27 protein-coding genes and 1 riboswitch are annotated in these 26,694 nt (G+C 33.4%); of the genes, 7 read left to right on the forward strand and 20 right to left on the reverse strand.

The genetic code is table 11. The features are described from left to right. Nucleotides 1-4: 4 nt before the first annotated feature. The 3 genes from purK to QWC74_RS01050 are packed head-to-tail and all read right to left on the reverse strand — an operon-like array spanning nucleotide 5 to nucleotide 3,348. Nucleotides 5-1,135, reverse strand: a complete 1,131-nt coding sequence (purK, locus tag QWC74_RS01040) for a 5-(carboxyamino)imidazole ribonucleotide synthase (RefSeq protein WP_006784956.1) — start codon at nucleotides 1,133-1,135, stop codon at nucleotides 5-7. After that, on the reverse strand, nucleotides 1,128-1,640 hold the full coding sequence (purE, locus tag QWC74_RS01045; protein WP_006784955.1) for a 5-(carboxyamino)imidazole ribonucleotide mutase: 513 nt from the start codon (nucleotides 1,638-1,640) through the stop codon (nucleotides 1,128-1,130). Before purE ends, purK begins: the two co-directional genes overlap by 8 nt. A gap of 46 nt (nucleotides 1,641-1,686) precedes the next feature. Continuing rightward, nucleotides 1,687-3,348, reverse strand: coding sequence for a formate--tetrahydrofolate ligase (locus tag QWC74_RS01050; protein ID WP_006784954.1), 1,662 nt, complete (start codon nucleotides 3,346-3,348; stop codon nucleotides 1,687-1,689). A 423-nt stretch (nucleotides 3,349-3,771) separates the two neighbouring features. Further along, nucleotides 3,772-3,872, reverse strand: a riboswitch (purine riboswitch). Between the two features lie 485 nt (nucleotides 3,873-4,357). On the opposite strand from QWC74_RS01050, the gene guaB reads away from it, so the two are divergent. Next, a complete protein-coding gene (gene guaB, locus QWC74_RS01055; protein ID WP_006784953.1) occupies nucleotides 4,358-5,836 on the forward strand; it encodes an IMP dehydrogenase in 1,479 nt (492 codons plus the stop codon). Between the two features lie 246 nt (nucleotides 5,837-6,082). On the opposite strand, the gene QWC74_RS01060 is transcribed toward guaB, so the two are convergent. The 12 genes from QWC74_RS01060 to QWC74_RS01115 all read right to left on the reverse strand — a co-directional run bounded on the left by QWC74_RS01060 (nucleotide 6,083) and on the right by QWC74_RS01115 (nucleotide 19,212). Further along, on the reverse strand, nucleotides 6,083-6,622 hold the full coding sequence (locus QWC74_RS01060; RefSeq protein WP_006784952.1) for a stage V sporulation T C-terminal domain-containing protein: 540 nt from the start codon (nucleotides 6,620-6,622) through the stop codon (nucleotides 6,083-6,085). 58 nt (nucleotides 6,623-6,680) lie between these two features. After that, nucleotides 6,681-10,211 (reverse strand): transcription-repair coupling factor, encoded by a 3,531-nt coding sequence (mfd, locus tag QWC74_RS01065; protein ID WP_006784951.1) that lies wholly within the window; start codon nucleotides 10,209-10,211, stop codon nucleotides 6,681-6,683. A 32-nt stretch (nucleotides 10,212-10,243) separates the two neighbouring features. Then, nucleotides 10,244-10,804 carry an aminoacyl-tRNA hydrolase gene (pth, locus tag QWC74_RS01070; RefSeq protein WP_006784950.1) on the reverse strand — a complete coding sequence of 187 codons (561 nt, stop codon included), beginning with the start codon at nucleotides 10,802-10,804 and terminating at the stop codon, nucleotides 10,244-10,246. A gap of 218 nt (nucleotides 10,805-11,022) precedes the next feature. Next, the gene (locus QWC74_RS01075; protein ID WP_006784949.1) at nucleotides 11,023-11,997 is read right to left on the reverse strand and encodes a ribose-phosphate diphosphokinase; all 975 of its coding nucleotides are present in this window, start codon (nucleotides 11,995-11,997) and stop codon (nucleotides 11,023-11,025) included. A gap of 116 nt (nucleotides 11,998-12,113) precedes the next feature. After that, a complete protein-coding gene (gene glmU, locus QWC74_RS01080) occupies nucleotides 12,114-13,484 on the reverse strand; it encodes a bifunctional UDP-N-acetylglucosamine diphosphorylase/glucosamine-1-phosphate N-acetyltransferase GlmU (protein WP_006784948.1) in 1,371 nt (456 codons plus the stop codon). A gap of 233 nt (nucleotides 13,485-13,717) precedes the next feature. Then, nucleotides 13,718-13,972 carry a septation regulator SpoVG gene (gene spoVG / locus QWC74_RS01085; protein ID WP_006784947.1) on the reverse strand — a complete coding sequence of 85 codons (255 nt, stop codon included), beginning with the start codon at nucleotides 13,970-13,972 and terminating at the stop codon, nucleotides 13,718-13,720. Between the two features lie 254 nt (nucleotides 13,973-14,226). Continuing rightward, nucleotides 14,227-15,081: a 4-(cytidine 5'-diphospho)-2-C-methyl-D-erythritol kinase gene (gene ispE, locus QWC74_RS01090; RefSeq protein ID WP_006784946.1), complete on the reverse strand. Its 855-nt coding sequence runs from the start codon at nucleotides 15,079-15,081 to the stop codon at nucleotides 14,227-14,229. A gap of 97 nt (nucleotides 15,082-15,178) precedes the next feature. Next, nucleotides 15,179-15,418: a Veg family protein gene (locus QWC74_RS01095; protein WP_370454856.1), complete on the reverse strand. Its 240-nt coding sequence runs from the start codon at nucleotides 15,416-15,418 to the stop codon at nucleotides 15,179-15,181. 106 nt (nucleotides 15,419-15,524) lie between these two features. Further along, nucleotides 15,525-16,337 carry a sporulation peptidase YabG gene (gene yabG / locus QWC74_RS01100; RefSeq protein ID WP_006784944.1) on the reverse strand — a complete coding sequence of 271 codons (813 nt, stop codon included), beginning with the start codon at nucleotides 16,335-16,337 and terminating at the stop codon, nucleotides 15,525-15,527. Nucleotides 16,338-16,445: 108 nt separating this feature from the next. Further along, nucleotides 16,446-17,321, reverse strand: coding sequence for a 16S rRNA (adenine(1518)-N(6)/adenine(1519)-N(6))-dimethyltransferase RsmA (rsmA, locus tag QWC74_RS01105; protein WP_006784943.1), 876 nt, complete (start codon nucleotides 17,319-17,321; stop codon nucleotides 16,446-16,448). A 15-nt stretch (nucleotides 17,322-17,336) separates the two neighbouring features. After that, nucleotides 17,337-17,879 carry a ribonuclease M5 gene (gene rnmV, locus QWC74_RS01110; protein ID WP_006784942.1) on the reverse strand — a complete coding sequence of 181 codons (543 nt, stop codon included), beginning with the start codon at nucleotides 17,877-17,879 and terminating at the stop codon, nucleotides 17,337-17,339. A gap of 16 nt (nucleotides 17,880-17,895) precedes the next feature. Continuing rightward, the gene (locus QWC74_RS01115; protein ID WP_006784941.1) at nucleotides 17,896-19,212 is read right to left on the reverse strand and encodes an HD domain-containing protein; all 1,317 of its coding nucleotides are present in this window, start codon (nucleotides 19,210-19,212) and stop codon (nucleotides 17,896-17,898) included. Nucleotides 19,213-19,432: 220 nt separating this feature from the next. Here QWC74_RS01115 and QWC74_RS01120 point away from each other — a divergent pair, with 220 nt between their 5' ends. Continuing rightward, nucleotides 19,433-19,759, forward strand: a complete 327-nt coding sequence (locus QWC74_RS01120) for a hypothetical protein (protein WP_040764009.1) — start codon at nucleotides 19,433-19,435, stop codon at nucleotides 19,757-19,759. 79 nt (nucleotides 19,760-19,838) lie between these two features. Here the strand turns inward: QWC74_RS01120 and QWC74_RS01125 are convergent, their stop codons facing one another. Together QWC74_RS01125 and pta are read right to left on the reverse strand one after the other, a co-directional pair. Continuing rightward, nucleotides 19,839-20,090: a DUF1450 domain-containing protein gene (locus QWC74_RS01125; protein ID WP_155222887.1), complete on the reverse strand. Its 252-nt coding sequence runs from the start codon at nucleotides 20,088-20,090 to the stop codon at nucleotides 19,839-19,841. A 256-nt stretch (nucleotides 20,091-20,346) separates the two neighbouring features. Then, nucleotides 20,347-21,312: a phosphate acetyltransferase gene (gene pta, locus QWC74_RS01130; protein ID WP_006784938.1), complete on the reverse strand. Its 966-nt coding sequence runs from the start codon at nucleotides 21,310-21,312 to the stop codon at nucleotides 20,347-20,349. A 152-nt stretch (nucleotides 21,313-21,464) separates the two neighbouring features. On the opposite strand from pta, the gene QWC74_RS01135 reads away from it, so the two are divergent. Together QWC74_RS01135 and gerQ are read left to right on the forward strand one after the other, a co-directional pair. Next, nucleotides 21,465-21,887, forward strand: coding sequence for a cell wall hydrolase (locus QWC74_RS01135; protein ID WP_006784937.1), 423 nt, complete (start codon nucleotides 21,465-21,467; stop codon nucleotides 21,885-21,887). 26 nt (nucleotides 21,888-21,913) lie between these two features. Continuing rightward, nucleotides 21,914-22,540, forward strand: coding sequence for a spore coat protein GerQ (gene gerQ, locus QWC74_RS01140; protein WP_006784936.1), 627 nt, complete (start codon nucleotides 21,914-21,916; stop codon nucleotides 22,538-22,540). Between the two features lie 48 nt (nucleotides 22,541-22,588). Here the strand turns inward: gerQ and QWC74_RS01145 are convergent, their stop codons facing one another. From QWC74_RS01145 to QWC74_RS01155, 3 genes are all read right to left on the reverse strand, one after another. Further along, a complete protein-coding gene (locus QWC74_RS01145; protein WP_006784935.1) occupies nucleotides 22,589-23,254 on the reverse strand; it encodes a uracil-DNA glycosylase in 666 nt (221 codons plus the stop codon). An 83-nt stretch (nucleotides 23,255-23,337) separates the two neighbouring features. Continuing rightward, complete coding sequence (locus QWC74_RS01150; RefSeq protein WP_006784934.1) at nucleotides 23,338-24,108, reverse strand: energy-coupling factor transporter transmembrane protein EcfT; 771 nt, start codon at nucleotides 24,106-24,108, stop codon at nucleotides 23,338-23,340. Between the two features lie 15 nt (nucleotides 24,109-24,123). Then, nucleotides 24,124-24,672 carry a Gx transporter family protein gene (locus tag QWC74_RS01155; protein ID WP_006784933.1) on the reverse strand — a complete coding sequence of 183 codons (549 nt, stop codon included), beginning with the start codon at nucleotides 24,670-24,672 and terminating at the stop codon, nucleotides 24,124-24,126. 158 nt (nucleotides 24,673-24,830) lie between these two features. Between QWC74_RS01155 and QWC74_RS01160 the strand changes: the two genes are divergently transcribed. The 3 genes from QWC74_RS01160 to QWC74_RS01170 all read left to right on the forward strand — a co-directional run bounded on the left by QWC74_RS01160 (nucleotide 24,831) and on the right by QWC74_RS01170 (nucleotide 26,694). Then, nucleotides 24,831-25,250, forward strand: a complete 420-nt coding sequence (locus QWC74_RS01160; protein WP_006784932.1) for an HIT family protein — start codon at nucleotides 24,831-24,833, stop codon at nucleotides 25,248-25,250. Nucleotides 25,251-25,325: 75 nt separating this feature from the next. Beyond that, nucleotides 25,326-25,754 (forward strand): hypothetical protein, encoded by a 429-nt coding sequence (locus tag QWC74_RS01165; protein WP_039930679.1) that lies wholly within the window; start codon nucleotides 25,326-25,328, stop codon nucleotides 25,752-25,754. Then, a complete protein-coding gene (locus QWC74_RS01170) occupies nucleotides 25,738-26,694 on the forward strand; it encodes a polyprenyl synthetase family protein (RefSeq protein WP_006784931.1) in 957 nt (318 codons plus the stop codon). Before QWC74_RS01165 ends, QWC74_RS01170 begins: the two co-directional genes overlap by 17 nt.

A 26,694-nucleotide genomic window follows, 5' to 3' on the forward strand; every position in this document is an offset into this window, starting at 1 on the left:
CTTTTTACTTTGGAAAGTTTTCTAAAAACAGTTCCACAGTTTTATGTAAATCTTCTCTCTTCTTACTTGTAAATGTCATATGTCCAACTTTACGATTTGCTCGTAATTCTTCTTTTCCATAAAGGTGAACTTTTGCCTGATGAAATTCAGGTGTTGTCCACATTTTTAAGGCATAGTCAACATGTTGGCCTAGCAAGTTGACCATGATAGCTGGCTCTATTAGGGTTGGCTTAATTAGTGGTAAGCCACATACTGCTCGAATATGTTGTTCAAATTGCGAAATGTTGCAAGCATCAATTGTATAGTGTCCTGAATTATGAGGACGTGGTGCTAATTCATTAATAATAATGTCATCACCTATAACAAACATCTCAATCGCAAGTGTTCCAACAAAATCTAAACGTTCAATTAAAGTTCTTGCTATTTCTTCCGCCTTTATCATAAGCTCTGAACTAATATCAGCTGGTACGATACTTAAGTGTAAGATATGATTTTGATGAATATTCTCCGCTACCGGGAATGTCTCGACATCACCATTTGTGCCTCTTGTTACGATGACTGAGATTTCTTTTTCAAAAGGAACAAATCCTTCGAGGATACATTCTGTTCCTTCGACAATAGGAATAACTTCTAAGATATCTTCATCAGTTTTTAGCATCCATTGTCCTTTGCCATCATATCCACCACACGTCGTTTTCAAAATAGCTGGGTACCCTAATTGCTTAATGGCATATCTTAACTCCGCTTCACTTTCGACTTTCATGAATGGTGCTGTTTTAAATCCACAATCATTAATGGCGATTTTTTCTAAAAAGCGATGTTGAGTAATCGCAATTGGTCGATTTCCTTGGGGGAGATACCCTTTAGATTCTAGTTGCTTAATCATCTCACTTGAGACATTTTCAAACTCATAGGTAATGACGTCACTTTGTTTAAATAAGGATAACAATGCTAATTCATCATCATAAGTTGCATTAATTTCGATATCAGCAACTTGGGCAAGTGGTCCATTTGCTACTGGTTCTAAAACGGCAATTTTATATCCCATTTGTTTAGCAGCAATTGCCATCATTCTTCCAAGTTGTCCTCCACCGATAATTCCAATCGTTGATGGGGGTAATATTAACTTACTCATTTAAATCGCAATCTCCCAGTACTGAATCCGTCATCTCTTTACGATAATTTTCTAAATGAACTGCAATTTCTTGATATGATGTGCTTAACATGGAAGCTGCTAATAATCCTGCATTTTTGGCTCCAGCTTTTCCAATAGCTACTGTAGCTACCGGAATTCCTCCTGGCATTTGAACAATAGATAGTAACGAATCGAGTCCATTTAAAGCTCTTGATTGAACCGGTACTCCAATAACCGGAAGTGTTGTTTTAGCAGCAACCATTCCAGGAAGGTGCGCAGCACCTCCTGCTCCTGCAATGATTACTTTAATTCCCCTATTACGTGCAGCCTCTGCATATTCAAACATTTTATCTGGTGTTCGATGCGCTGAAACGACACTAGCTTCATAAGAGATTTCTAATTGCTCTAAAACTTTCATCGCTTCTTGCATTGTTTCGAAATCTGATTTACTTCCCATGATAATTCCAACCAATGGTTTGGGTGAGATTTCGTATATTCTCTCCATCAAAAATCCTCCCTATTTTATTTTTTCTATCCTTATATATATGCTTTTAGAATAACCCGATACATTCACCCTCTGGTGTTACATCCATTTTTAAAGCAGCTGGTTCTTTCGGTAATCCTGGCATTGTTAAGACGTTACCTGTTAAGCAAACAATGAATCCAGCTCCTGCTGAGATACGAACTTCACGAATTGTAATGTCAAAATCAGTTGGACGTCCAAGAACTTTTGGATCATCACTTAATGAAACTGGTGTTTTAGCCATACATACTAAGTAATCTTCGTATCCTAATTTTTTTATTGTTTCTAATTGCGCTTTTGCTTCGTCTGTATAGTTTACTCCGCGTGCCCCATAAATTTTTTGAGCGATTGTTAAGATTTTCTCCTCTAATGTTTGGTTACGCTCATAAATTTGATTAAATGTTTGATTGTTTTCTTCAATTAGTGAGACAACTCGAGTTGCTAATTGCTTAGCACCAGCTCCTCCATTTAACCAAACATTTGCGATTTCGCATGGATGATTATTTTGTTCACACCAAGATGTTAAGAATTCAAGTTCTGCCTCTGTATCATGCGTGAATTGGTTAACTGCTACGATGTATGGCAAATTAAATTGCGTGATTGAATCAATATGTTTAGCTAAGTTTTCGATTCCTTTTGATAAGGCTTCAACGTTTTCTTCTTTTAAATCTTCATATTCAACGCCACCATGCATTTTTAATGCACGAATTGTTGCGACGATAACAACACAGTCTGGTGTAAGTTTTCCTTCACGACATTTAATATCTAAGAATTTTTCTGCTCCTAAGTCAGCTCCAAATCCGGCCTCAGTAATCACATAGTCTCCAAGTTTTAAAGCAGTTTTAGTTGCAATAATAGAGTTACATCCATGAGCAATATTTGCGAATGGTCCTCCATGAACGATAGCTGGTGTATGCTCGCATGTTTGAACTAGATTCGGTTTAATTGCATCTTTTAATAACATGGCAATTGCACCTTCAATTTTTAAATCTTTAACGTGAACTGGGTGATCATCCGGAGTATAAGCGACGATGATATTTCCTATACGAGCTTTTAAATCCTCTAAGCTTGTAGCTAAACAAAGGATTGCCATAATTTCAGAAGCAACTGTAATGTTAAATCCATCTTTACGTTCAATTCCATTAACTTTTGAACCTTGTCCAATCGTGATATCACGTAATGTACGATCGTTTAAGTCTAAACAGCGTTTGAATACAATTTTAGTTGGATCAATATTACATTCGTTACCTTGATACATATGATTATCTAGTAATGCACAAATAGCATTGTTTGCTGTTGTAATAGCGTGAATATCTCCTGTAAAGTGAAGATTTAAATCTTCCATCGGTAATACTTGTGAGTACCCTCCACCAGTTGCTCCACCTTTAAGTCCCATAACTGGTCCAAGTGATGGTTCACGTAAGGCGATAACAGATTTCTTATCAATATGGTAAAAACCTTGCCCAAGACCTACTGTCATCGTTGTTTTTCCTTCTCCGGCTTTAGTTGGGCTAATAGCTGTTACTAGGACTAATTTTCCGTCTTTTTTATTTTGATTCATGACACTTAAGTCAATTTTCGCCTTATATTTTCCATAACATTCAACTTCATCTTCAATCCCTAATTGTTTAGCAATCTCAATAATTGGTTTTAATTCAATTTCTTTTGCAATTTGTAAATCATTTTTCATTTAAAATCCACTCCTCTTTGTTTTAATAGCTAACCAAGATATTTCATCTATCTAGAAATAGATATGTTTTTAATAGTTTTAATCCGACTCAGTATCTAAATCTTTTCAATACGAAGATTAACTACAATGCATTTATCACTTAGCAATTATCCAAAATAATCTATTCTTAACTGCTAGGACACGCAGAAGTTTTTCAAAGTTTAGAAACTTCTGTACAATGACATATCTATATTCTTTACTTTAATAAAGCAAAAGAATCTTTTTAGCTACTTTTTTATTTGTAGAAATAAAAAAGCACCTTTAGGACTTAACTAAAGGTGCTAATAGTTAAATGTAACTCTAAAGAATTATATTAGGTAAGTTAAATAAAGCCTTCATCGAGACTATTTTTGCTTTCACTAACATATGACTTTGCGATACACTTTATTATTAGACAACCTTCATAGTCCCTGTATTTACGGTAAGGGGTAGAAACTTTCGAACCATATTATCGATGATATATGAATGCTGTGATTTTTATGTGATTTACTGTAGGTATCAAATTAATTGTAAAAAAAAACATATGCGTTAGTAAAAACACTTAACCCATACGTTTAACTTTTTCGATACACTATTTTTAATTGTAGGCATACGATTGGTGTAAATTGATTCATCTGTTTTGTCATTTGAATTCGCTCCATTTTCTCCAACCCCCTACAAATTCTACAACTTATTTACAATTGCATTATAAACTAATAAAAAATAAATATCAATATCGTTTAGCAAATTTTTCATATGAAAACGAAATAAACATTTTTCATTTTTAGATCCCCTTTAATAGGTTATTATCGTTAACCAAATTGAAGAACACTTTTTGAATCATTTTTTATAAAACTATTAATTTTGAAAAATTATTTTCTATTGCACAGTGTTTGAGTATATGCTATCATGTTTACAACTAAAAAACGGGCTATTCATTAAATAGCTCTTTGAGGACATGAACATGATTATAACATAAGGAGGCCCCACCATGAGCACATTAAATGGTAAAGTAGTATATCAAGGATTAACATTCGATGATGTTTTATTAATCCCTCAGCGTAGTGAAGTATTACCTAAAGACGTTTCTTTAAAAACAAAACTAACACGTGAAATCGAGTTAAATATCCCAATTATTTCTTCAGCAATGGATACAGTAACTGAATCACGTTTAGCAATTGCTCTTGCTCACCAAGGTGGAGTTGGATTTATCCATAAAAATATGTCAATTGAAGAACAAGCAGAAGAAGTTCGTCGCGTTAAATTATATCAAAATGGAATGATTTCAGATCCTGTAACATTATCTGCTGACATTACAATCGCCGAAGCTAATGAAAAGTGTAAACATTATAAAGTTTCTGGATTCCCAGTTGTTAATGAGAATGGAATCTTAACTGGTATTATTACTAATCGTGATATGAAATACCGTGAAGACCAAACAGTTAAAGTATCAGAAGTTATGACAGGACGCGATGCTTTAATTACTGCTCCAGTTGGTACAACACTTGATGAAGCTAAACAAATATTAATGCAACATCGTATCGAAAAATTACCAATCATTAACGATGCGGGTATCTTATGCGGATTAGTAACCATCAAAGATATTGATAAAACAATGTCTTACCCAAATAGTTGTAAAGATTCTCAAGGACGTTTACGTTGTGGTGCCGCTGTTGGGGTTGGAGCTGATACATTAGATCGCGTAGCTGCTTTAGTTGATGCGGGTGTAGATGTTATTACAGTGGACTCTGCTCATGGTCATTCAGTTGGTGTTATTGAAACAGTGCGTAAAATCAAGGAAACTTATCCACAGTTACAAGTAATCGGTGGAAATATCGTAACTCCAGAAGCCGCAAAAGATTTAATTGATGCGGGTGCTGATGCCGTTAAAGTTGGTATTGGACCTGGTTCTATCTGTACAACTCGCGTTGTTGCTGGAGTTGGTGTTCCTCAAATTACAGCTGTTAACGAAGTATACGAATACTGTAAAACAGTTGGTGTTCCGGTTATCGCTGATGGTGGTTTAAAATTAAGTGGTGACTTTGTAAAAGCTATTGCAGCAGGAGCTGACTGTGCAATGTTTGGTGGTTTATTCGCAGGATGTGAAGAAGCACCAGGTGAAGAGATTTTATATAACGGTCGTCGTTATAAAACATATGTAGGAATGGGCTCTTTAGCTGCTATGAAACGCGGTTCAAGTGATCGTTACTTCCAAGGCGGAAAACAACAAGAGGCTAAAAAATTAGTTCCAGAAGGAATTGAAGCTCGCGTTCCATTCAAGGGAAAACTTGAAGATGTCGTTTACCAATTATGTGGTGGATTACGTGCCGGAATGGGATATTGCGGAACAGCAACGATTGAAGATTTAAAAACAAATGGTAAATTTGTTCGTATTACAGGAGCAGGATTACGTGAATCTCATCCACACGATGTTGAAATTACTCAAGAAGCTCCAAACTATCAAAAATAACATAAAAAAAGAGAACCTTCAAAAAAGATGGTTCTCTTTTTTTATGAATCTTGTATTCTTCAATTGTGGATAAGTTTTACACAGAAAATTCATTATATGTTCCTTCGCCAGGATAGCATTAAAATTTTTCCAAGTAAGAAAATCTTATCTCAAATTAAGTTTTTTTGTCTGACATCAATTGAAATTGAAAAGTTATTAGTATAAAAAAAGGAACTTATCCATGATTGTGGATAAGTCCCTAACCTATTAACCTTCTAGGTATTTACCTAAGAATGCTGTAGCAATTTTAACGCTATTGATGTCTAGTTCATTAACTAATTCATCTTCTTCAGTTCCAACTAAGATAACAGCTCCTAAGCTATCTCCATTAGAAATGATTGGAATCATAACAAATGAACGTTCAGTTGTTTCACCATCAACGATTTCTAATACTTCTTTACCTTCAGCAATTTTAGAAGTACGATTTTCAATCATATCACTTAATGGACGGCTAACACGACGATTTAAGTATTGTTTTTTGATGTCCCCTGCAGCCGCAATAATATCTTCACGATCTACAATTAAAATACCTTTTTTAGTTGATGCTTGCATAGCATCTGCATATTGTTGTGCAAAAGCTGAAATATCAGCAATTGGAGAGTATTTTTTTAATACTACTTCACCTGATTGATTAACGAAAATTTCTAATGAATCCCCTTCGCGAATACGCATAGTTCTACGGATTTCTTTTGGGATTACGACACGACCTAAGTCGTCAATACGACGAACAACTCCTGTTGCTTTCATCTTTCTCAAAACCTCACTTTCAAATTATCTAACATTAGTTTTTATTTTTTTTAATAAATTATACCTTTTTTACATCTTTTTTGAATCTTTCGAAATTTGTAAATAGTTGCAAAGCGTATTCAAACCATTGAAGTCTTTTTACAGCTGGTAAATCAAAAATAATATTTATTTTATTCTCTTTATACGCTAAACGAATCATAGAACCAATTTGATGAACAGCCTCAAATAATTTCTGTCCATCAATATCTTGTGTAATTTCTTCCTTTAATATGAATTCTATCGTATTTTTAGTCGATTTTGTTTTCACAAGATAAGGTTCAGTTAAATTTTTTAAAAACGTTAAATCAATTAAATATTTCACATCATCTGGGAAATCACCAAAGCGATCAATTAACTCATCGATGATGTCATCATATTCAGTTTGGGTTTTAATATTTTTAATTTTTTGATAAATCTCAATCTTAGTTGATTCATCACTAATGTAAAAGTCTGGTATGTAAGCGTCAACTTTCGTTGGAAAGTCAAATTCTAATTTTGGCATTTCAAAAGAAGCGACTTCAAAGTTGCTACCTTCTCTTGCGTGCACAACTGCTTCACTTAACAATTGAGTGTATAAATCTAACCCAACTGTATCAATGAATCCATATTGTTGTGCTCCTAGCATATCTCCAGCACCTCGTATTGCTAAATCTCGCATTGCAATTTTAAATCCTGAACCAAGTTCAGTAAATTCCTTAATGGTTTGTAACCTTTTTTCAGCATTTTCTGTTAATACTTTATTCTTTGGATACATGCAATAGGCATATGCAATACGATCGCTTCGGCCCACTCGTCCTCGTAACTGATAAAGTTGCGATAACCCCAGTCGATAAGAGTCTGATATGATCAGAGTATTAGCATTTGGTATATCAATCCCTGTTTCGATAATTGTTGTACAGACTAGAACGTTGAATTTTTTATCCTCAAAATCAGCCATCGTTTGTTCGAGTTGCTCTTTACTCATTTGGCCATGAGCATATTCAACAATTGCATCCGGAACTAATTTTTTAATTCGTGCCGCACGCTTTTCTATATCTGAAACCCTGTTATATAAATAAAAAACTTGTCCATCCCTAGCTAATTCACGTTCGATTGCATCACGAATCACCCCATCATGTTCTTCAAGTACATAAGTTTGCACTGGATAGCGATTCATTGGTGGGGTTTCAATAAGCGATAAACTTCTAATTCCAATCATCGACATTTGTAATGTCCTTGGAATCGGCGTTGCAGTAAGCGTTAAGACGTCAACTTCAGTTTTAAACTCTTTGATTTTCTCTTTATGTTCAACTCCAAATCGTTGTTCCTCATCAATAATTAAAAGACCTAAATCTTTGAATTTTACATCTTTCGATAATAATCGATGAGTTCCGACAACGATATCTATTTTACCACTTTTTATATTTGTTAGCAATTCTTGTTGTTCTTTTAGTGAGACATAGCGGTTTAATAGACCAATTTTAACCGGAAACTCCTTAAATCTAGAAACAAATGACTCATAGTGTTGTTTTGTTAAAATAGTAGTTGGTGCTAAATACGCAACTTGTTTCCCATCCATAACGGCTTTAAATGCAGCACGCATAGCTACCTCAGTTTTTCCATATCCAACATCTCCAATTAATAATCTATCCATTGGATGAGGTTGCTCCATATCTTCTTTAATTTCAGTAACAGCCTTTAATTGATCTTCTGTTTCAACATAAGGAAATGCATTTTCAAATGCATGTTGTTCGATAGTATCTTTTGAAAAAGCATATCCTGGTAAATGCTCACGTTGGGCATAAATTTTAATCAATTTGTCTGCAATATCTTTTACTGTTTTCTTAACTTTAGCTTTCGTTTTTTCCCATTCAGATGTTCCCAGTTTATTAATCTTTGGTTTTGCTCCTTCAGAACCAACATATTTTTGAACCATCTGAATTTTATCGATAGGAACGTATAATTTATCATCTCCACGATAAGCAATCATTAAGAAATCTTTTCTAGCTCCATTACTTTCAAGCGTCTCGATTCCAATATATTGTCCGATTCCGTGTTGAACATGAACCACATAATCACCGATTTTAAGTTCATTAAAATCTTTAATTTTCTTGCCTTCTTTAAATGAACTTTTATAAGTTGGTTGCTTTTTACGCTTAGTATTAATTTCATAATCGGTATAAACGACAATATTAGAGTCAATCAATTCAAATCCAAGAGGAAGAGGCTCATAAATAATATGAATCGATCCTTCCCTAACCTCATCAGGCTGAGTTGGAATAGCAACCATAATTCCTGATTCCTCTAGATAATTAGCCAATTTATTACGACTCTCTACACTTGATACCGCAATAAACACAGTACTCTTATTCTCTTTTAATCGTTTACACTCTTTAGCAAAAAACTCCAACTGTCCATGAAACTCTGAAACACTCTTTGTTAAAATCTTGACTGTATCCGTCAATTTAACATCTTGTAATTGGCTTGTATGCTCAAGTAGATATAACTGTGTTGAAGCTTCAATTTCTGTAATCGGGCGATATAAATTTAAATCAACAACTGTTTTACCATTAATAATTGCGCCTTCTTGCCAAGAAAGTGCATCTTCATTCATATGATTTTGGTTCTCAATAATGCGGTTATAATCAATATAAATCACCAATGGATTCGTAAAATACGACAATAAGGTATCTGGATTTTCATAAAGTAATGAAATGTATTTGTGCATGATTTCGAGATTATTATGATTTTTAATATTCTCAATATCATTAAATACCTTCTCACGCAATTGATCTTGCGTCTCAATATCTAATAATTTTAATGTTTTACTTAAACGAGATTTAATCTGTGCTTCAAATACCTCTACTTGTTTATCTGAGTATACCAATTCATATGTTGGCGGAATCGAAATTTTTTGAATTTGATGAATTGAACGCTGTGTTTCAGTTGAAAAATAACGAATAGAATCCACTTCATCATCAAAGAATTCAATACGAATTGGATTTTCCTCAGTCATCGGGAAAATATCTATGATTCCGCCACGAACACTGAACTCTCCCATCCTCTCAACAGCACGTACTGAATTATAACCAAGCTCAACTAATTTACGCTTTAATTTATCTAATTCATATTCATGACCACACTCTAGAATAATTTCTGCTTGTTCAAATATTGATTTTGGCGTTAAAAAGCGCGTGGCTCCCGCTACATGGGTAATCACAATCTTCACTTCATTCTCAAGAATAGAAGCTAACGTATTCATACGTTCTATTCTAAGTTCAGAACTTGAAGCTAACATCTCGGCTGTAATAAATTCATCCATAGGAAAAAGACGGACTGAACCCTCGTCCATCAAATTTGATAACTGATCATATAATCGTTGAGCATGATATAAATTTTGCATTAAAATAACAACAGGACGTTGTTGTTTTTCATAAATCATTTGTAACAACGGACCATAAAATGATGATGTTACACCACTTAATAAAATATTTCTTTGTTCCCCTTCAAGTGTCTTCATCAGCGAATCTAATTCGTTTGACTTTAACAAGTAATCATTCATAACATTCATTTTTAACACCCACTTTCCCATCAATAACACTATTACTTACTGTATTCAGTCATTACCTTATTAAATGAATCAGTTAATGCTAATGTACAAGCCCCAACTGCTAAATCGATTGCTTGATTCACAAGAGCTAACTCATCTTCAGTAAATTTGCCAAGCACGTAATCTACAACAGGAATTTTAGGATGGCGATCGATTCCTACACGAATACGTTTAAACTCCTGAGTTTTAACGTGAGCAATTAACGATTTAATTCCGTTATGACCACCTGCACTACCTTTTAAACGTAAGCGGATTTTTCCATGGGGTAAATCTAAATCATCATAAATAACCACTAAATCTTCGATATCAATATCATAAAAATCCATGACGGCACGTACCGATTCTCCAGATAAGTTCATAAAAGTCGTTGGTTTTAATAAAATAACCTTTTCACCTTTTACAACTCCTCGTCCAATCTGACCTTTGAATTTTTTCTCATCAGTTAACTCAATATTCCACTCTTTACTTAATGCATCAATTACCATAAAACCAGCATTATGACGCGTTCTTTCGTATTTTGAACCCGGATTTCCGAGACCTACAAACAATTTCATTTTCTTCACCTCTAAAGTTTAAATAACATATCTATTTTACAGTAATCGCATATGATTTACCAATATTTCTTCCTAGTATTTCAATCACTTTCAATATATTACAATTATTTCAAATAAAACATCAAAGCTTCCTATAGTTTGAACCTTTATAAGAAAAATATATCTTTTTTCAAAAATAAAAAAGACAGTGCTCACACACTGTCTTTTTTACTTTAATACTAGAAATTGTATAAATCACGGTTATAAACGAATAAGTCTGATACCGGCTCATCGTTTAAGATATGTAAAATACCTTCGGCTAATAATTCACCCACTGATAATTGAGTGATTTTAGGACTTTGTTTTTCTTTTGGCAGATTAATAGTATTTGTCGTCACTAATTCTTTGATAGCTGAGTTTTCAATACGCTCAACAGCTGGCCCTGACAGAATTGGGTGTGTACATGCTGCGTAAACAGATAACGCTCCACGTTCTTTTAAAGCATTTGCTGCAATTTGGATTGTTCCAGCAGTATCGATCATGTCATCAATGATGATAGCATGTTTTCCATCTACTTCACCAATTAAGCCCATTACTTCCGCTACGTTTGGTTTTGGACGACGTTTATCAATGATAGCGATTGGTGCATTTAAATATTCAGCTAATGTACGAGCACGAGTTGCTCCACCATGGTCTGGTGATACAACTACAATATCTTCTAATTTTTTATCAATAAAATACTTCGCAATGATTGGCATTGCACGGAAATCATCAATTGGGATATCGAAGAATCCTTGAATTTGAGTTGCATGTAAGTCCATCGTCATAACGCGAGTTGCACCAGCTGCCTCAATTAAGTTAGCAACTAATTTTGCTGTAATTGGTTGACGAGCTTTAGCTTTACGGTCTTGTCGTGAATATCCGTAATAAGGCATGATAACGTTGATAGTTTTTGCTGACGCACGTTTTAACGCATCAATCATTACTAAAAGTTCCATTAAATTCTCGTTAACAGGCGCATGTGTTGGCTGAACAACAAAACAATGATGCCCACGAACAGTTTCATTAATATTGACTTGAACCTCTCCATCAGCGAAGCGATTTGAAGTACAGTCTGATAATGGAACACCGATGCGGTCTGCAATTTCTTGTGCTAACTCACGATTAGCATTCAAACTAAAAATTTTAAACTTCTTACGATTAATTTCTGCCATGATGATTTAACCTCCTAGAATAAACACACTTCAGACAGTATTTTACACAATTTATCGTTTTTTTTCAATTATTTCGACGGATGTTTCATGCCTTATTGGTAAAAAAACGAAATTTATTACAGTTTCTGACGAATTTTGTTAGCGTAACCTTCTTTTGTTACTTGTTTTGGACGAGCAATTGCAAATCCATCTGCAGGTACATCCTGATTAATTGTTGATCCAGCTGCTAAATAAGCATTTGGTTCAATCGTAACAGGTGCTACTAAGTTTACGTTACATCCAACCATTGTATTTGCACCAATCACTGTTTTATGTTTGTTTTTACCATCATAGTTTACAGTAATTGATCCGCAACCCATATTGACATTCTCACCAAGTTCTGCATCACCAATATAACTTAAGTGTGCCGATTTTGCTCCATCTTTAAACACAGATTTCTTAATTTCTACGAAATTACCGATACGTGCTTGATTACCAATCTCAGCATGCATACGAATGTGAGCAAATGGTCCTACTGTTGTATGATCACCGATAACAGAATCTGAAATAACAGAAGCATTCACAGTTGTATTTTCCCCAATTTTTGAATTAATAATTTGTGAATTTGCACCGATTACTGTATTAGCACCAATTACTGTATTTCCAGAGATAATTGTTCCTGGATAAATCACAACATCTTGTCCAATCACAACATCAGTGCCAATATAAGTCGCTTCTGGATCAATAATTGAAACACCGTTACGCATATGTTGTTCATTGATTCGTTTACGAAGTACTTTTTCTGCATACGCTAATTGAACACGATCATTTACACCTAACGTTTCTTCAAAATCTTCATTTACATAAGCAACAACTTTTAATCCCATGTCACGAATAATTCCAACTAAATCCGTTAAATAATACTCACCTTGAGAGTTATTATTTGTAATTTTAGTTAAAGCTTCAAATAATACTTTATTATCATAACAGCAAACACCAGTATTAATTTCTTGAACTAATAACTCCTCTGCATTTGCATCTTTTTGCTCAACAATTCGTAAAACATTTCCTGCTTCATCACGAATAATACGTCCATATCCTGTTGGATCTTCAGCTTTAGCAGTTAAAATAGTAATAGCTGCTTCTTGTTGTTGATGATAATCAAATAAGTTAGCAATCGTTTGTTCCGTTAACAATGGAACGTCCCCATACGTTACAATTGTTACACCTTCTAATCCTTCTAGTTGATCTTTTGTCATCATTACAGCATGACCTGTTCCTAATTGTTCAGTTTGCATCGCATACTCAACACGATCTTTTAATTCAGCACGTACTGAATCTGCTTCATAACCAATAACGGTAACAATTTTTTCAACACCAATTTTTTGTAAATTAGTAACTGCATGATCGACCATTGATTTTCCTAATACAGGATGTAAAACTTTATGTAAACTCGACTTCATACGCGTCCCTTTTCCTGCTGCTAAAACAACCGCATATTTATTCATAAAATGATCCCTCCAATGATTTATTTTCAATACTCCTAGTATAACATATTTCGTGTTTTGTGCGTGTTTTAATTTATATCCAACTGACGACAAAAGCCCATAAATCTATGTTAAGATTTATGGGCTTTTTGATGCTTTTTCGTGAAGTTTAATTATATAAATATTCATCAATAATAAATTATTGAGTAGTATCTTGCTTAATAAAACTCCCCTAATTTTCACTTATACAGAAATTATTCTGTAGCTTCATAAGCTTTAATAACGAATTGCTCTAATTCTTGACGTGTTTCGTGGTTGATTGGATGTGCAATATCCTTAAATTCCCCCGTTGATGTTTTACGACTTGGCATCGCCACAAACAAGTGTTCATCCCCTTGGATCACTCGTAAATCATGAATGACGAAACAATCGTCTAAAGTAATTGATGCGATAGCTTTCATTCTGTTGTCTGTTTCTACTTTGCGAATTCTTACATCCGTAATATTCATTTCTCTCATCCTCCTAATCGTCATTACTTTCTCCGAGATAACTATACCATGTATTGTAAGCACTTTTATGTTCTTTTTGTGTTCTACGTCATTTTTTACAGTTTTATACAATTTAATGGCATCGTTCATCAAAATCCATATCTTTTGCCTACAAATACCCTTTTATTGTAACATTAAACATCTTAAAAAACGTGTCCTTAACGAAAAAAAGACATTTTATTTTACATAAAATGTCTTTTTTTGAATTTTTATCACTATCCAATTAATCTAACAGCATGAACCTCATGTTCACGGAAACATCCATTAATACTATTTATAATACGTCTTAATTTATATTCTTTACGCACTAATGCAAACACTGTTGGTCCACTTCCACTCATTAAAACAGCATCAGCCCCAAATTGAACCAATTTATTCTTAATTTCCGCAACAACTGGATAACGTTCAAATGTTACAGATTCCAATGAGTTTCCAAGTCTTGTGCAAATTCCTTGATAATCTTTTTCATTGATGCACTCTAACATTCCCTCAATATCTAAATGCTCAACATTTTTAGCATCTAATGCTTCATAAACTTCTTTTGTTGAAACCCCAATACGTGGTTTAATTAAAATAACCCAACATTTTGGTGGTGATGGAATTTGTTGAATTTTTTCTCCACGTCCTGTCGCTAAAGCTGTTCCGCCGTACACACAAAATGGCACATCAGATCCAAGTTTTGCCCCAAGTTCTGCTAACTCATCAATTGTACAATCTACTTGCCACAATTCTTTTAATGCTTTTAAGGTTGCCGCAGCATTGCTACTACCACCCGCTAATCCCGCAGCAACAGGAATACGTTTTTTAATATAGATTTCAACCCCTTTATCTATATTAAAATGTTCTTTAAATAACTTTGCTGCTTGATAAGCTAAATTCTTTTCATTTAAAGGCATTGTGAATTCATTTGATTTGATTTTGATTTCATTTTTTTCAAGGGGAGTGACTGTAATATAGTCGGCTAAATCAACAGTTGTCATAACCATCTCAACTTCATGATAGTTATCTTCACGTTTATAAAGCGTATCTAGTGCTAAGTTAATTTTTGCTGGAGCTTTAATTGTCACCATAGCCATTCCTCCAATCGTTATGACTTTATTTTATCACAGGAATTTATTTTATTATACAAAAAAAGTAGTAAACTATGTTGACTACTTTTTTTTAATATTAATTAAATTTTAATTCTACCGATCCAGTTAAAATATCAATATAGCTATAAGAAACACGATCAACCGAATCGCGGTCATTATCTAAATCAATTACAAAAATAGAAGGATACGTACTTGATAAAACACCTGTGTGTTCAATCACACGGTTACGACTTTCATAGGCAGTTAATTTAACTTCCTTACCTACTTGTTCACTTAACTCTTGACGAATATTCACTATATTATTAGCCAAAAACATCACGCCCTTTCCATTATAAAGCATACCATAAAAAGAAAATTTTTTCAATATTATTATGCGCTAAAGACTTGAAATTATGTATTAAGAATGATAAAATAAAATATTTTTAAACTTTTCTAATCCCATAGCGGAGAGTACCTTTAGTTTGCAAGCCCCCGATACCTGCTATTTTAGCAATTGTTTTTTCAATTGCCTCTCTTAAATCCACTTCTTCTTCATAAGGAGTTAACGCTACTGTTGATGCAATAATAGCAGGGTCTAACGCATGAATATTAATTCGCTTTGGTGAAGAAGCAAAATTTGCTCCTGAGCCGATTAATGCTTCAAAATGTGATTGACAAGCTCCTGCAATAACGATTAGATAATCCAAAGAAGGTTCAATTTCACGTAAAGCATTAACTGTTTCAACAAAGTATTTCGAACTACGATAAGAATTCAAGTCTTCCTCATGTTCTTTATCTTCTAACGCATCATGGCCTGTTATCACAACGATATTAGGTCTTAATTTTTTAACAAGTTCGGGAACTCGAACTCCCATTTCTTTTTCCGGTATTGCAAAGGCTTGGGCATAAACTTTTGCATATTTATATAATTTTATACTTTTTTGTAAATATTCTTCATCTCCATCAATGTGTAAGATACGACCACTGATATAAAAATCCCCATTATCATAGCTCCGCATTTGACTCATAACAGGGGGTAAAATCGTCCGGTATTGATCAAATTCTATTTGTTCAGCACGTTGATACTCTTCTCGCGAAATAATCTCTAAATCACTAATAGGAGCATCAGCAGTTAGTCGAAAGAAAATTCCCTTCAAATAGGCTATATCTCCATGAATTTCTTCAATCCTAAACATGGTATCTGAATTATAAGAACGTCTTCCCACAATGTCTCCAACTTTCACCACGTCACTCATATCATCACCTCACATTATTATATGTCTAAGTCATGATTTGGGTACAAAAACCTAATCTTTATAAAGAAAATGAGCATCAAACCTAAAAATGGTCTGATGCTCATTTTTTTATAGTGAGTGAATGTGTTTATAAAATACGTTTGATAAATGTCCGAACTCTTCAATCGTTAAAGTTTCACCACGGCGGCTAGGTACAATTCCCGCCTCTTCTAATAACTTAGTCACATCTTCCTTCGCTAAGTCATTAAAGTGTTGATTTAAGTTATTTTGAATTGTTTTACGACGTTGTTTAAATGCTGCATGAACAATTTCTAAGAAGAAATCTTCATTTTCAACGGCTACCGCTGGTTGCTCACGCTTTGTTAATTTAACAACTGAGCTATCTACATTTGGTGCTGGAATGAAGACTGTTTTCGGTACATTTAAAGCAATTTTAGCTTCCGTATAATATTGAACAGCAATTGATAAAGCATTGTAATCTTTTGAACCAGGATTCGCTGATAAACGCTCTGCTACTTCCTTTTGCATCATTGTAACATACCAATCAATCGGTAATTTCTTTTCAATTAAGCCCATTAAAATTGGTGTTGTAATATAGTATGGTAAATTTGCTACAACGGCAATATGTTTAACGTCTTTAAATTCTTCTTCAATCATTGACGCAACATCTGCCTTTAAAATATCTTGGTGAATGACTTTAACGTTATCATAAGGGGCCAATGTTTCTGCTAAGATGGGAATTAATCGTGGGTCAATTTCATAAGCCACTACTTTTTTCGCTTTACGCGCAATAAATTCTGTCAAGGCTCCGATACCAGGACCAATTTCGATAACCCCAACCTCATCATTTAAATCGGCTGCATTCACAATTTTATTTAAAATATTGGTATCTGTTAAAAAGTTTTGTCCAAAGCTTTTTTTAAAGGTAAAACCGTGTTTTTCAATAATTTCTTTTGTATTAGACTTTGTTGCAATATCTCTCATAATTTAATACTCCTCTTACTTTTTAGATAACGCTTCAATGACTTGTTCCTTCGAAATACCAAACATCATTAAACGTTTTTGCAGTTGTTTCCCATTAACATATCCAATCCCTAAAACATCACTTAGGTGCTCACGAAGAGATGAACTATTAGCATGTCCAATGAGTTGATTTTCAATTAAAAACTGCATTTCAATTTCCTCTACAATTGTTTTACTTGCAGTTAATAAATTTTCAAGCGCTGCTTTGATTGCCTCATTAGAGGCGTGTTCTACTCCAACACCACTTCCATTTTTAGCGATTGCATCTTGTTTTTTTAAATAAGCATGTTTACATTCAGGAACAACCTCAGTGACTGCCTGTCTAATTTTATTTCCTGGAAAATCAGGATCAGTAAAAACGATAACTCCTCGCGTCTCATTTAAAATTTTAATGCGTTCTAAAGTAGGTTTATCAATCGCTGAGCCATTTGTCTCAATTGTCTCTATATCGGGAAAAATCTCTTTTAATCGACGTGTATCGTCGCGCCCTTCTACTACAATTACTTCTTTAAATAACATATTTTAGCCTCTACTTCTATCTCTGTCTACCTTCATCTCGAACATTTTCATATAATAATTCAAGAATTTTAATCTTTGCATCACAGTTCTCACACTTTTCGATTAAATCTAATGGAAAATAGATTTTATGTTCTTGTTTTGCTTTAACTGCAATAATTCCTTTAATAATCGTTGATACCTCTGAAATTTCTTGAATTGAACCATCACGCATCAGTAATTCAATGCAATCTGGTAAACAATTTGTTTTGTGTCCATAATAATCATAAGGCGTCTTCATACTATGGTCAGTTAGTAAATAATAATTTGGGTCAATTCCTAATTCAATCATATAATTTTTTATATTTTCTAATTTATCGTGCGATTGCTCACTTGGAATATAGTGAACTTCCTTAAATAATCGACGACTCATAAAACGATCGGCGAAATCACGTAAAATAGCATCATCTTCTTCAGTAAATTGTGCAGCATAATACTGAATAGTTGAATCATCAAATTTTAAATACGTTTCAATCGATGGTTCTGCTTGTAAAAATAGATTTCTCAAATCATCAATTGGTTTTTTAAATTCATAATCTGATTCAATTAATTCTCGAACACGACGAAGCATATTTTGAATAATTAAATCAAAACTACGCCCTGTTGAATGTAAATAGACTTGCCAATACATTTGATAACGACTCATTAAATAATCTTCAATCGCATGCATTCCTGAAACTTTATAGACAATTTTATTATTAATCACTCGCATTGTTCTTAAAATACGATCAACATCAATCTCTCCATAAGGTGCTCCAGTAAAATAAGCATCTCTTAATAAATAATCTAAACGGTCTGCATCAAGTTGACTAGAAATGATATTGATAACGAGTGGATTTGGATAAGTCTTATTAATAACATCTCTAACTTTTTTCGCAAATCCAGGCTGATAATTTTCAAGAACTGCATTAACTTCCGTATTTTCCATAATAATACGCTCAGTAAACACCTCATGTCGAACTTCAAACACTGATTCAAAAGAATGCGAAAAAGGTCCATGTCCTAAATCATGCAGTAGAGCAGCAGACAAAATTAATAAACGTTCTTCTTCATCTAGCTCAATTTCACGATGAAATAAAGCACGAATCATTTGTCTTGCCATTTCATAAACACCTAGAGAGTGTGAAAAACGACTATGTTCTGCAGTATGGAAAACCATATACGTTCCACCTAATTGTTTAATGCGGCGTAAGCGTTGAACCTCTTTTGTTTGAATTAAATCCCAGATTAACTTATCATAAACATGAACATATCCATATACAGGGTCTCTAAAAACCTTCTCTTCTAACATTTTCATTGCACTATCACCATCTATATTAAATTAAATACTTTTTTCATTTTAATCAATGTAAATAAACTCATTTCTTACATTATTAGTATACCACATAATATAGCGACTTAAAGCCAGACAACAAAAGCTTTGACAATAATTAAGATAAATACAAGGCTTTTACAGGTTTCGACATTCAAATATGATATAATCATCTCTGATAACGCTTTTATCAGGATGTGATTTCATGTGTATAAAGACCTACAATCAACTGATGCAGAGGCAAGAATCTTTTTTAAGAAAACATTATTTATTTGAAATGCTCATTTTTGAAATTTATAATACGCTACAATCTTTTTCTCCTAGTTCATTAAATACAGTAGAACTCTTTTCTGAACTATCCCCCTTTTTAAAGGCGCGCATCTCATTTATAATGCATTCTCAGACAGACGCTTCCGATTTATTTAAAACTCATGAAGAAATCATAAAATATGTTGCCGATCTTTTAGCAGACAAAATATTTTCAATTCATGTTAAAAATGGAGGCTATTATTATGAACAGGTAGAAAAATAAACTTTCTATCCTAATCATGACCACAGCTTTTCTAATTCAAACAAAAAAGACGATAAATAATCATTTATCGTCTTTTTTGTTATTTTCCTAAAAATTCTTTAACTTTTGCAATTAATTCATCTTCATTCGTAGCTAAAATCGGTTTATTATTAACAAATACAAACGCTCGATCACGACCTGGGCCACAATATGATTGACATCCAGTATAGATCTTTGCTTTTGGGTCAATTGCTTTTAACCGTGGTAATAATGCATTTACATTTGTTGCCTTACATTTATCGCAAATGCGGAACTCATTTGGTTCTGCAAATAAATCATCTAAATTAAACATATTGCTACACCTTCCTTTTCCTCTCATGCTTCAAGTGTATCTCTATAGAGTTTATAAAAAAATAAAGATTGTGTCAACTATAACACTAATTCAACAGACATGAAGAAACCTCCTATTCATAATATAGGAGGTCTTATTATTTATATATAGAAATTTTCAGTCCTAGGTCTCTATCCTCGAAAAGTCACCTTTCTCTAATAAAGAAAGTAAGAATTTATCCAGTATGAAAAACTTATCTGGACCTATATATTAAATATTATAATAAAGTTTGGTTAGCTGTAATGATTGCAGTGCTGTACACATCTTCTGGTGAACATCCACGTGATAAATCATTTACTGGTTTATTTAATCCAGCTAAGATTGGCCCTACTGCTTCAAATCCACCTAAACGTTGCGCAATTTTGTATCCAATATTTCCAGCATTTAAATCAGGGAATACGAATACGTTAGCATGCCCTGCAACTTTTGAATCTTTAACTTTTGTAGCAGCTACTGATGGAACGAAGGCGGCATCAAATTGTAATTCTCCATCATAGTCAAAATCAAGTTCCATACCATTTAAAATTTCCATTGCATCTGTTACTTTTTTAGTTTCTTCTGTTTTTGCAGAACCTTTTGTTGAGAAGCTTAATAATGCTACTTTCGGCTCCATATCAAACATACGTGCAACACGTGCAGACTCGATTGCAAATTCAGCTAAATCGCTGCTTGATGGATTTGGATTGATTGCGCAATCACCAAAGATATAACGCTCATCTCCACGTAACATTGCGAAGTATCCAAATGTTTTTGAAATTCCTGGTTTAGTTTTGATAATTTGTAATGCAGGGCGAACTGTATCTCCTGTTGAATGAATTGCTCCTGATACTAATCCTGCTGCTAATCCCATATGAACTAACATTGTTCCAAAATAGTTTACATTTAATACTAATTCACGAGCTTGTTCTTCAGTTACTTTTCCTTTACGAACTGCTACTAATTCAGCAACCATTTCATCTAATTTGTCATAATGTTTTGGATCGATAATTTCGCATCCTTCTAATGAATATGTTCCTGCTGCTGCTTGAACTTCTTCAGCTGAACCAATTAAAATTGGTTTTAACATGTTTTCGCGTGCTAATAAGCTTGCTGCTTGAACAACGCGTGGTTCATTACCTTCAGGGAATACGATACGAATATTTTTCCCGATAATTTGATTCTTTAAACTTGTCATGATATCCATCGAATTTACCACCTTTAATATATGTTCTATATGTCTACTTTCATTTTACTCCTTTTGCTAAAAAAATAAAAGGTTAATACCTTTTATTTTTTTTATTTTTTTTATCATTTTTTGGCAACCGATACCATATGATTTACAGAGAGGTGATGGTCATGGCGGTTATTAAAGCTACACAAAAAGATGTGGAACTACTCGCTAGACTCATGCGTGCCGAAGCTGAGAGTGACGGAAATATGGGAATGCTATGCGTTGGAAACGTTGGCGTTAACCGTGTTCTTGCAGATTGTCTCGACTTCAAAGACATTAATTCGGTTGAACAAATGATATTTCAATCACCTGGTGGATTTGAAGCAACACAATATGGTTACTTTTATCAACGCGCACGTGAAAATGAAATTCAACTCGCTCGTCGAGTGATTAATGGAGAACGGTTCGAACCTGCAAGTACAGCACTTTGGTTCTACAACCCTTTCCAAGAGGATTGTCCTATTAAATTCTGGGGACAATGGAATTCTGGTCGATATGGAGAGCACTGCTTCTATATTCCACTAGAATCTGAAAATTGTTACGATTAAGGCAGTAATCTGAAAGGAGAGACATTATGAGTTATTATTATTCTTACCCTTATGGTCCAGTTCCAAATCCAATGGATTCTTATTGGCGATATCAATCTGTAACACCTGGAGGTACAAATCAAAATACGATTCCTCCATATCCTGCAGGAGCACCTATTACTCCACAAACACCAGATGAACCAAACCAAGTCCCACAACCTCCTCTTTACAATCCAGCAATCGTGCCATTTGGAAACACTTTAGCAAGAGGGATTAACTCTTATATTGAAAATATTTTACGATTAAATCGTGGAAAAATGGCAACTGTTTATATGACTTTCCAAGCTGGACAAACGGCAATGAACAAAAGCTTCACAGGGGTAGTTGAAGCAGCCGGAAAAGATCACATTATTTTAAGTGATCCAAACACAGGACATCGATATATTTTATTAATGGTATACGTAGACTATATCGAATTCCCTGAAGAAATCAACTACTACTATCCAATCGATAATACACTCAATATTGTCGATCCTGATTTATTAGAAAAATATCCAGACCTTGCGGCCGTTTACAATTATGTAAAACAACAACAAGAACAACAATTGCAACAATTAAAACAGCAACAGCAGCAACAACAAATGACTCAAGGTGATTTAACTCAACAATACTAATTAAAAACAGCACAAATAGTCTAATTAAGAACTATTTGTGCTGTTTTTTTATCTTAATGTCCAATCAATAGGCTTTAAGCCTTGAGAAATCAAAAATTCATTTGTACGTGAAAATGGATGACTACCAAAAAAACCACGGTAAGCTGATAAAGGAGAGGGATGTGCTGATTCAATCACAAAGTGACGTGATTGATCAATTAACTTCGCTTTATTTCTTGCATGTTTTCCCCATAAAATAAATACAATTGGAGTTTGCTTTTTATTTAACTCTTTTAAAACTTGATCTGTAAAAGTTTCCCACCCCATGCCAACGTGTGACATTGGTTCTCCCTCTTTTACCGTTAACGTTGTATTTAGCAATAGTACTCCTTGCTTTGCCCATTGACTTAAATCTCCACTCTGTGGATAAATGCATCCGATATCGTCCACTAGTTCAGTAAAAATATTTCGAAGTGATGGTGGGAATGCTGTCCCTTTTTCAACTGAAAAACTCAATCCATTTGCTTGATGGGGTCCATGATAAGGATCCTGACCTAAAATGACCACCTTCACTTCTGAATAAGGCGTTAAATTAAAAGCGGAAAAAACTTTTTCACGAGGAGGATAAACAGTCGTTGTTTCATAAGCCTCTTTCAATTGTGAAAATAATTGTTTCATATACGGCAGTTCAAATTCTTTAGATAACACTAACTGCCAATCATTATGTAGAATCATCTGGCTTCACCTCATTACTTAATCTTTTAAAATTTATATCATTTACTATAAAAATAAAGGAACCTATTACAAGGTTCCGCTATTTAAACAAGAACTATACCGGCTAATACGATACAAGTCAAACTAACCATCACTGTATCTTTATTCTTCCACGTTAATTGATAAATAGAAGTTCGGTGCTCACCCACAATATAGCCTCGACAATCCATGACGTCCATCATCATCGTTAAACGTTTAATAGTATTAGCAATTGCCGGAATAATGATAGACATGAGTTTATTTAGTTTTTCCATAAATGGTAGTTCACTAAAATCTAACCCACGTGATTGTTGAGCACTATAAATAACTTTGACTTCATCTAAAATCATTGGAATTAAACGAATGGCTAGACTAGTCATAAATGCAAATTTTTCAGCTGCAACACTATTAAATAATCGTCTTGCACCTGCAACTAATTCATTTGGCGCTGTTGTAAAAGTCAATAAAGCACCCATTAATACAAATAATATCATTTTACTACTATAGAAAAGACCTTGAATAAATCCATCTGAAAAAAATTTAATAAAACCAAACTCAAATAACAGACGATTACCTTCTGTTAAGGTGAAAAAGATAATAAAGAATAGATACATGTACTTTAAAAACATCGCCTGTTTTAAATAAAATTTGAGTGGAATATTACTCATTAATAAAAAGCAGATCATAAATAAAAAACCAATTAACAATTGAGTCCACGATGAAATCATAATAATCATTAATACATTTAAAAACATAATGATGATTTTAGCTCGTGGATCAAGATTATGATAACTCGATGATGTAGGGATATATCGCCCAAGCCATAATTTTTTCATCTATCTCTCCTACTATTATGCTGTTAACTTATAGTTTTTTTTGAATAAATCAAATTCATTTAAACGTGACATTGTCAATTTAGCAACGATTCCAACTGCAACACCAGTCACTAGTCCTAGTGGTAATAAAAGCATCATATAATACGCAATCGCTTTTGTTTGAATTAAAATCATGGCTACAATTATCTGTCCAATATTGTGCATGACTCCACCAATCATACTAACACCTATTAAACTTACTTGATTTTTTCCTAATTTAAAGACTGTGATCATAGCAATATAACTTAAAATTGCCCCCACAAAGCCATAGAAAAACATTGAGAATGTCCCTAGTAATAGGGTCGTTAATACGGTTTTTAATATAATAACAAACAACATATCTTTAACATCTAAATAATATAATCCAATTACTATCATAATATTAGCTAACCCTAGTTTCATCCCTGGAATCGGTAATTTAATAGGAAGCATTGCTTCAACAATTCCTAGGACAATCGCTAATGCCGCAATTAAGACGACTAACATCATTTTCTCTAAATTCTCACGATTATTTTTACGATTCAATATTGAAACCTCCCGACTTTGAACCTCTATATTATATCACGACAAATACCGTCTTTTTAACCCCTACATTGCACATAATGTTAGCACTTTAAAGTTTACAAATTATTTGATAAAATTAAGACCATGAAGATTGAAAGTTAAGATAGGAGGGCTACTCAATGAGCCAATGTATTTTTTGTAAAATCATTAATAAAGAAATTCCAGGACATGTCGTTTATGAAGATGAATTTGTATTAGCATTTTTAGATATTTCTCAATCAACAAAGGGTCACACTCTAGTTATTCCTAAAAAACACGCTCAAGATGTATTTTCAATGACTGCAGAAGATATGAGTCATGTCTTTAGCATTGTGCCAAAGTTAGCAAATGCATTAAAAACAACATTCAATTGTAACGGATTAAATGTTGTTAATAATAACGGTGTGGCAGCTGGACAAACGGTATTCCACTATCATGTGCATTTAATTCCTCGTTATGATGAAACAGATGGTTTTTCAAATTCTTATGCAAACAATATGGAAAATTATACGCCTGAAATGTTAGCAGCACTTAAAGAAGAGGTTATTAAAAGTCTGTAATCTTCGTCTGTATATTTATCCCTTAATTTCAAATAATAATTATGTTAAAACTTTGAATAATAGGGAGAAATATGCATGAACGAACAGGTTATATCAGAAATTAAAACTTTAATTGCTCCAGATATTTCATTAACTATCTCCGTGAATGAAGACTTATTAGCAAATCTTGAGACATATTTTATTTCGAATAAAAAGACTTTCAAGGAGTATAAATCAACATTAGTGGCAATAGGTTTATTAAGCTTATACATTAATTGTCATCAACAAATTAACAATACTTTATCTCATCAGGAGATTTCAAGATTCATTTTATTGGGAGATTATTTCTACAGCCTTTATTATCATTATTGCTCCCTTAACGCTTTTCATCTCGTAAAATATAATTTAGCACAGAAGCTTAAACAAATAGAATTAGTCACAATTAATCAAGGCCTCCCCTCTTTAACATCTGAAATCATAAAATTCTTTAATGAGGAGGTCCCTTACGATGAGCTTATTATGTAAATTTGGGTACGATGAGCAATACTTTAATGACCTACTCCTTAAGGCTGTGAGCTCGGATTCAACACTTTTTTCTGATCCTAAAATGATGAACGATCTTCTTCAAATCATTATGAACGGTGGTAAAAGAATTAGACCTTTATTCGTGTTATTGGCAGCTGATTTAAAAGAGAATGTCAATAAACAAGAGATTTATACAGCTGCAGTTGCAATTGAGTTAATGCATGTTGCGTCATTAATTCACGATGATATCATCGATGAATCAACAACAAGACACAATGTGACCACTCTGCATGAACAATATTCACTTACGGTCGGCGTACATCTTGGAAATTTTGTTTTAAATAAAAGTTTAGAGCTTTTTTCTGAATTTAAAATTCCAAAATTACATCAAGAAATTGCGGTTGTTATGAATAACCTTTGCTTAGGCGAGCTTAATCAACAGCATAATCACTTTAATTTTGACTTAAGTTTTGATGATTACATCAATAAAAGCTATCAAAAAACAGGTGCTTTAATTTCTTTAAGTTTAGTTGTTGGTGGACTAGTAGCGGGATTAGATGCCAATATCATCAATCAACTCTCTACTATTGGGAGTCAAATCGGTATCGCTTATCAATTAAAAGACGATATTCTTGATTTTACAAGTACATCAAAGAAAATAGGCAAACCTGTTGGCTATGACTTAAGAAATGGTATTATTACATTGCCAACGATTTTTGCATTAGAGGATTCCCTTTTAAAAGACGATCTTTTATCACTTAATGTTGAAACGGAAAAAAGTAAATTTGATTTATTATGTGAGCAAATTAAAAATAGTGAACATATCCAAAGAGCAAACGACATTTGCTTCAAGTATATCAATTCATCTAAAAATTTAATTAATGAATTACCCCTTCAAAAAAATCAGTTTTTAAATCTAATAAATTTAATATTCAACTAA

This window comes from uncultured Turicibacter sp. (assembly GCF_938044715.1).
GTDB classification, from domain to species: domain Bacteria; phylum Bacillota_I; class Bacilli_A; order MOL361; family Turicibacteraceae; genus Turicibacter; species Turicibacter sanguinis.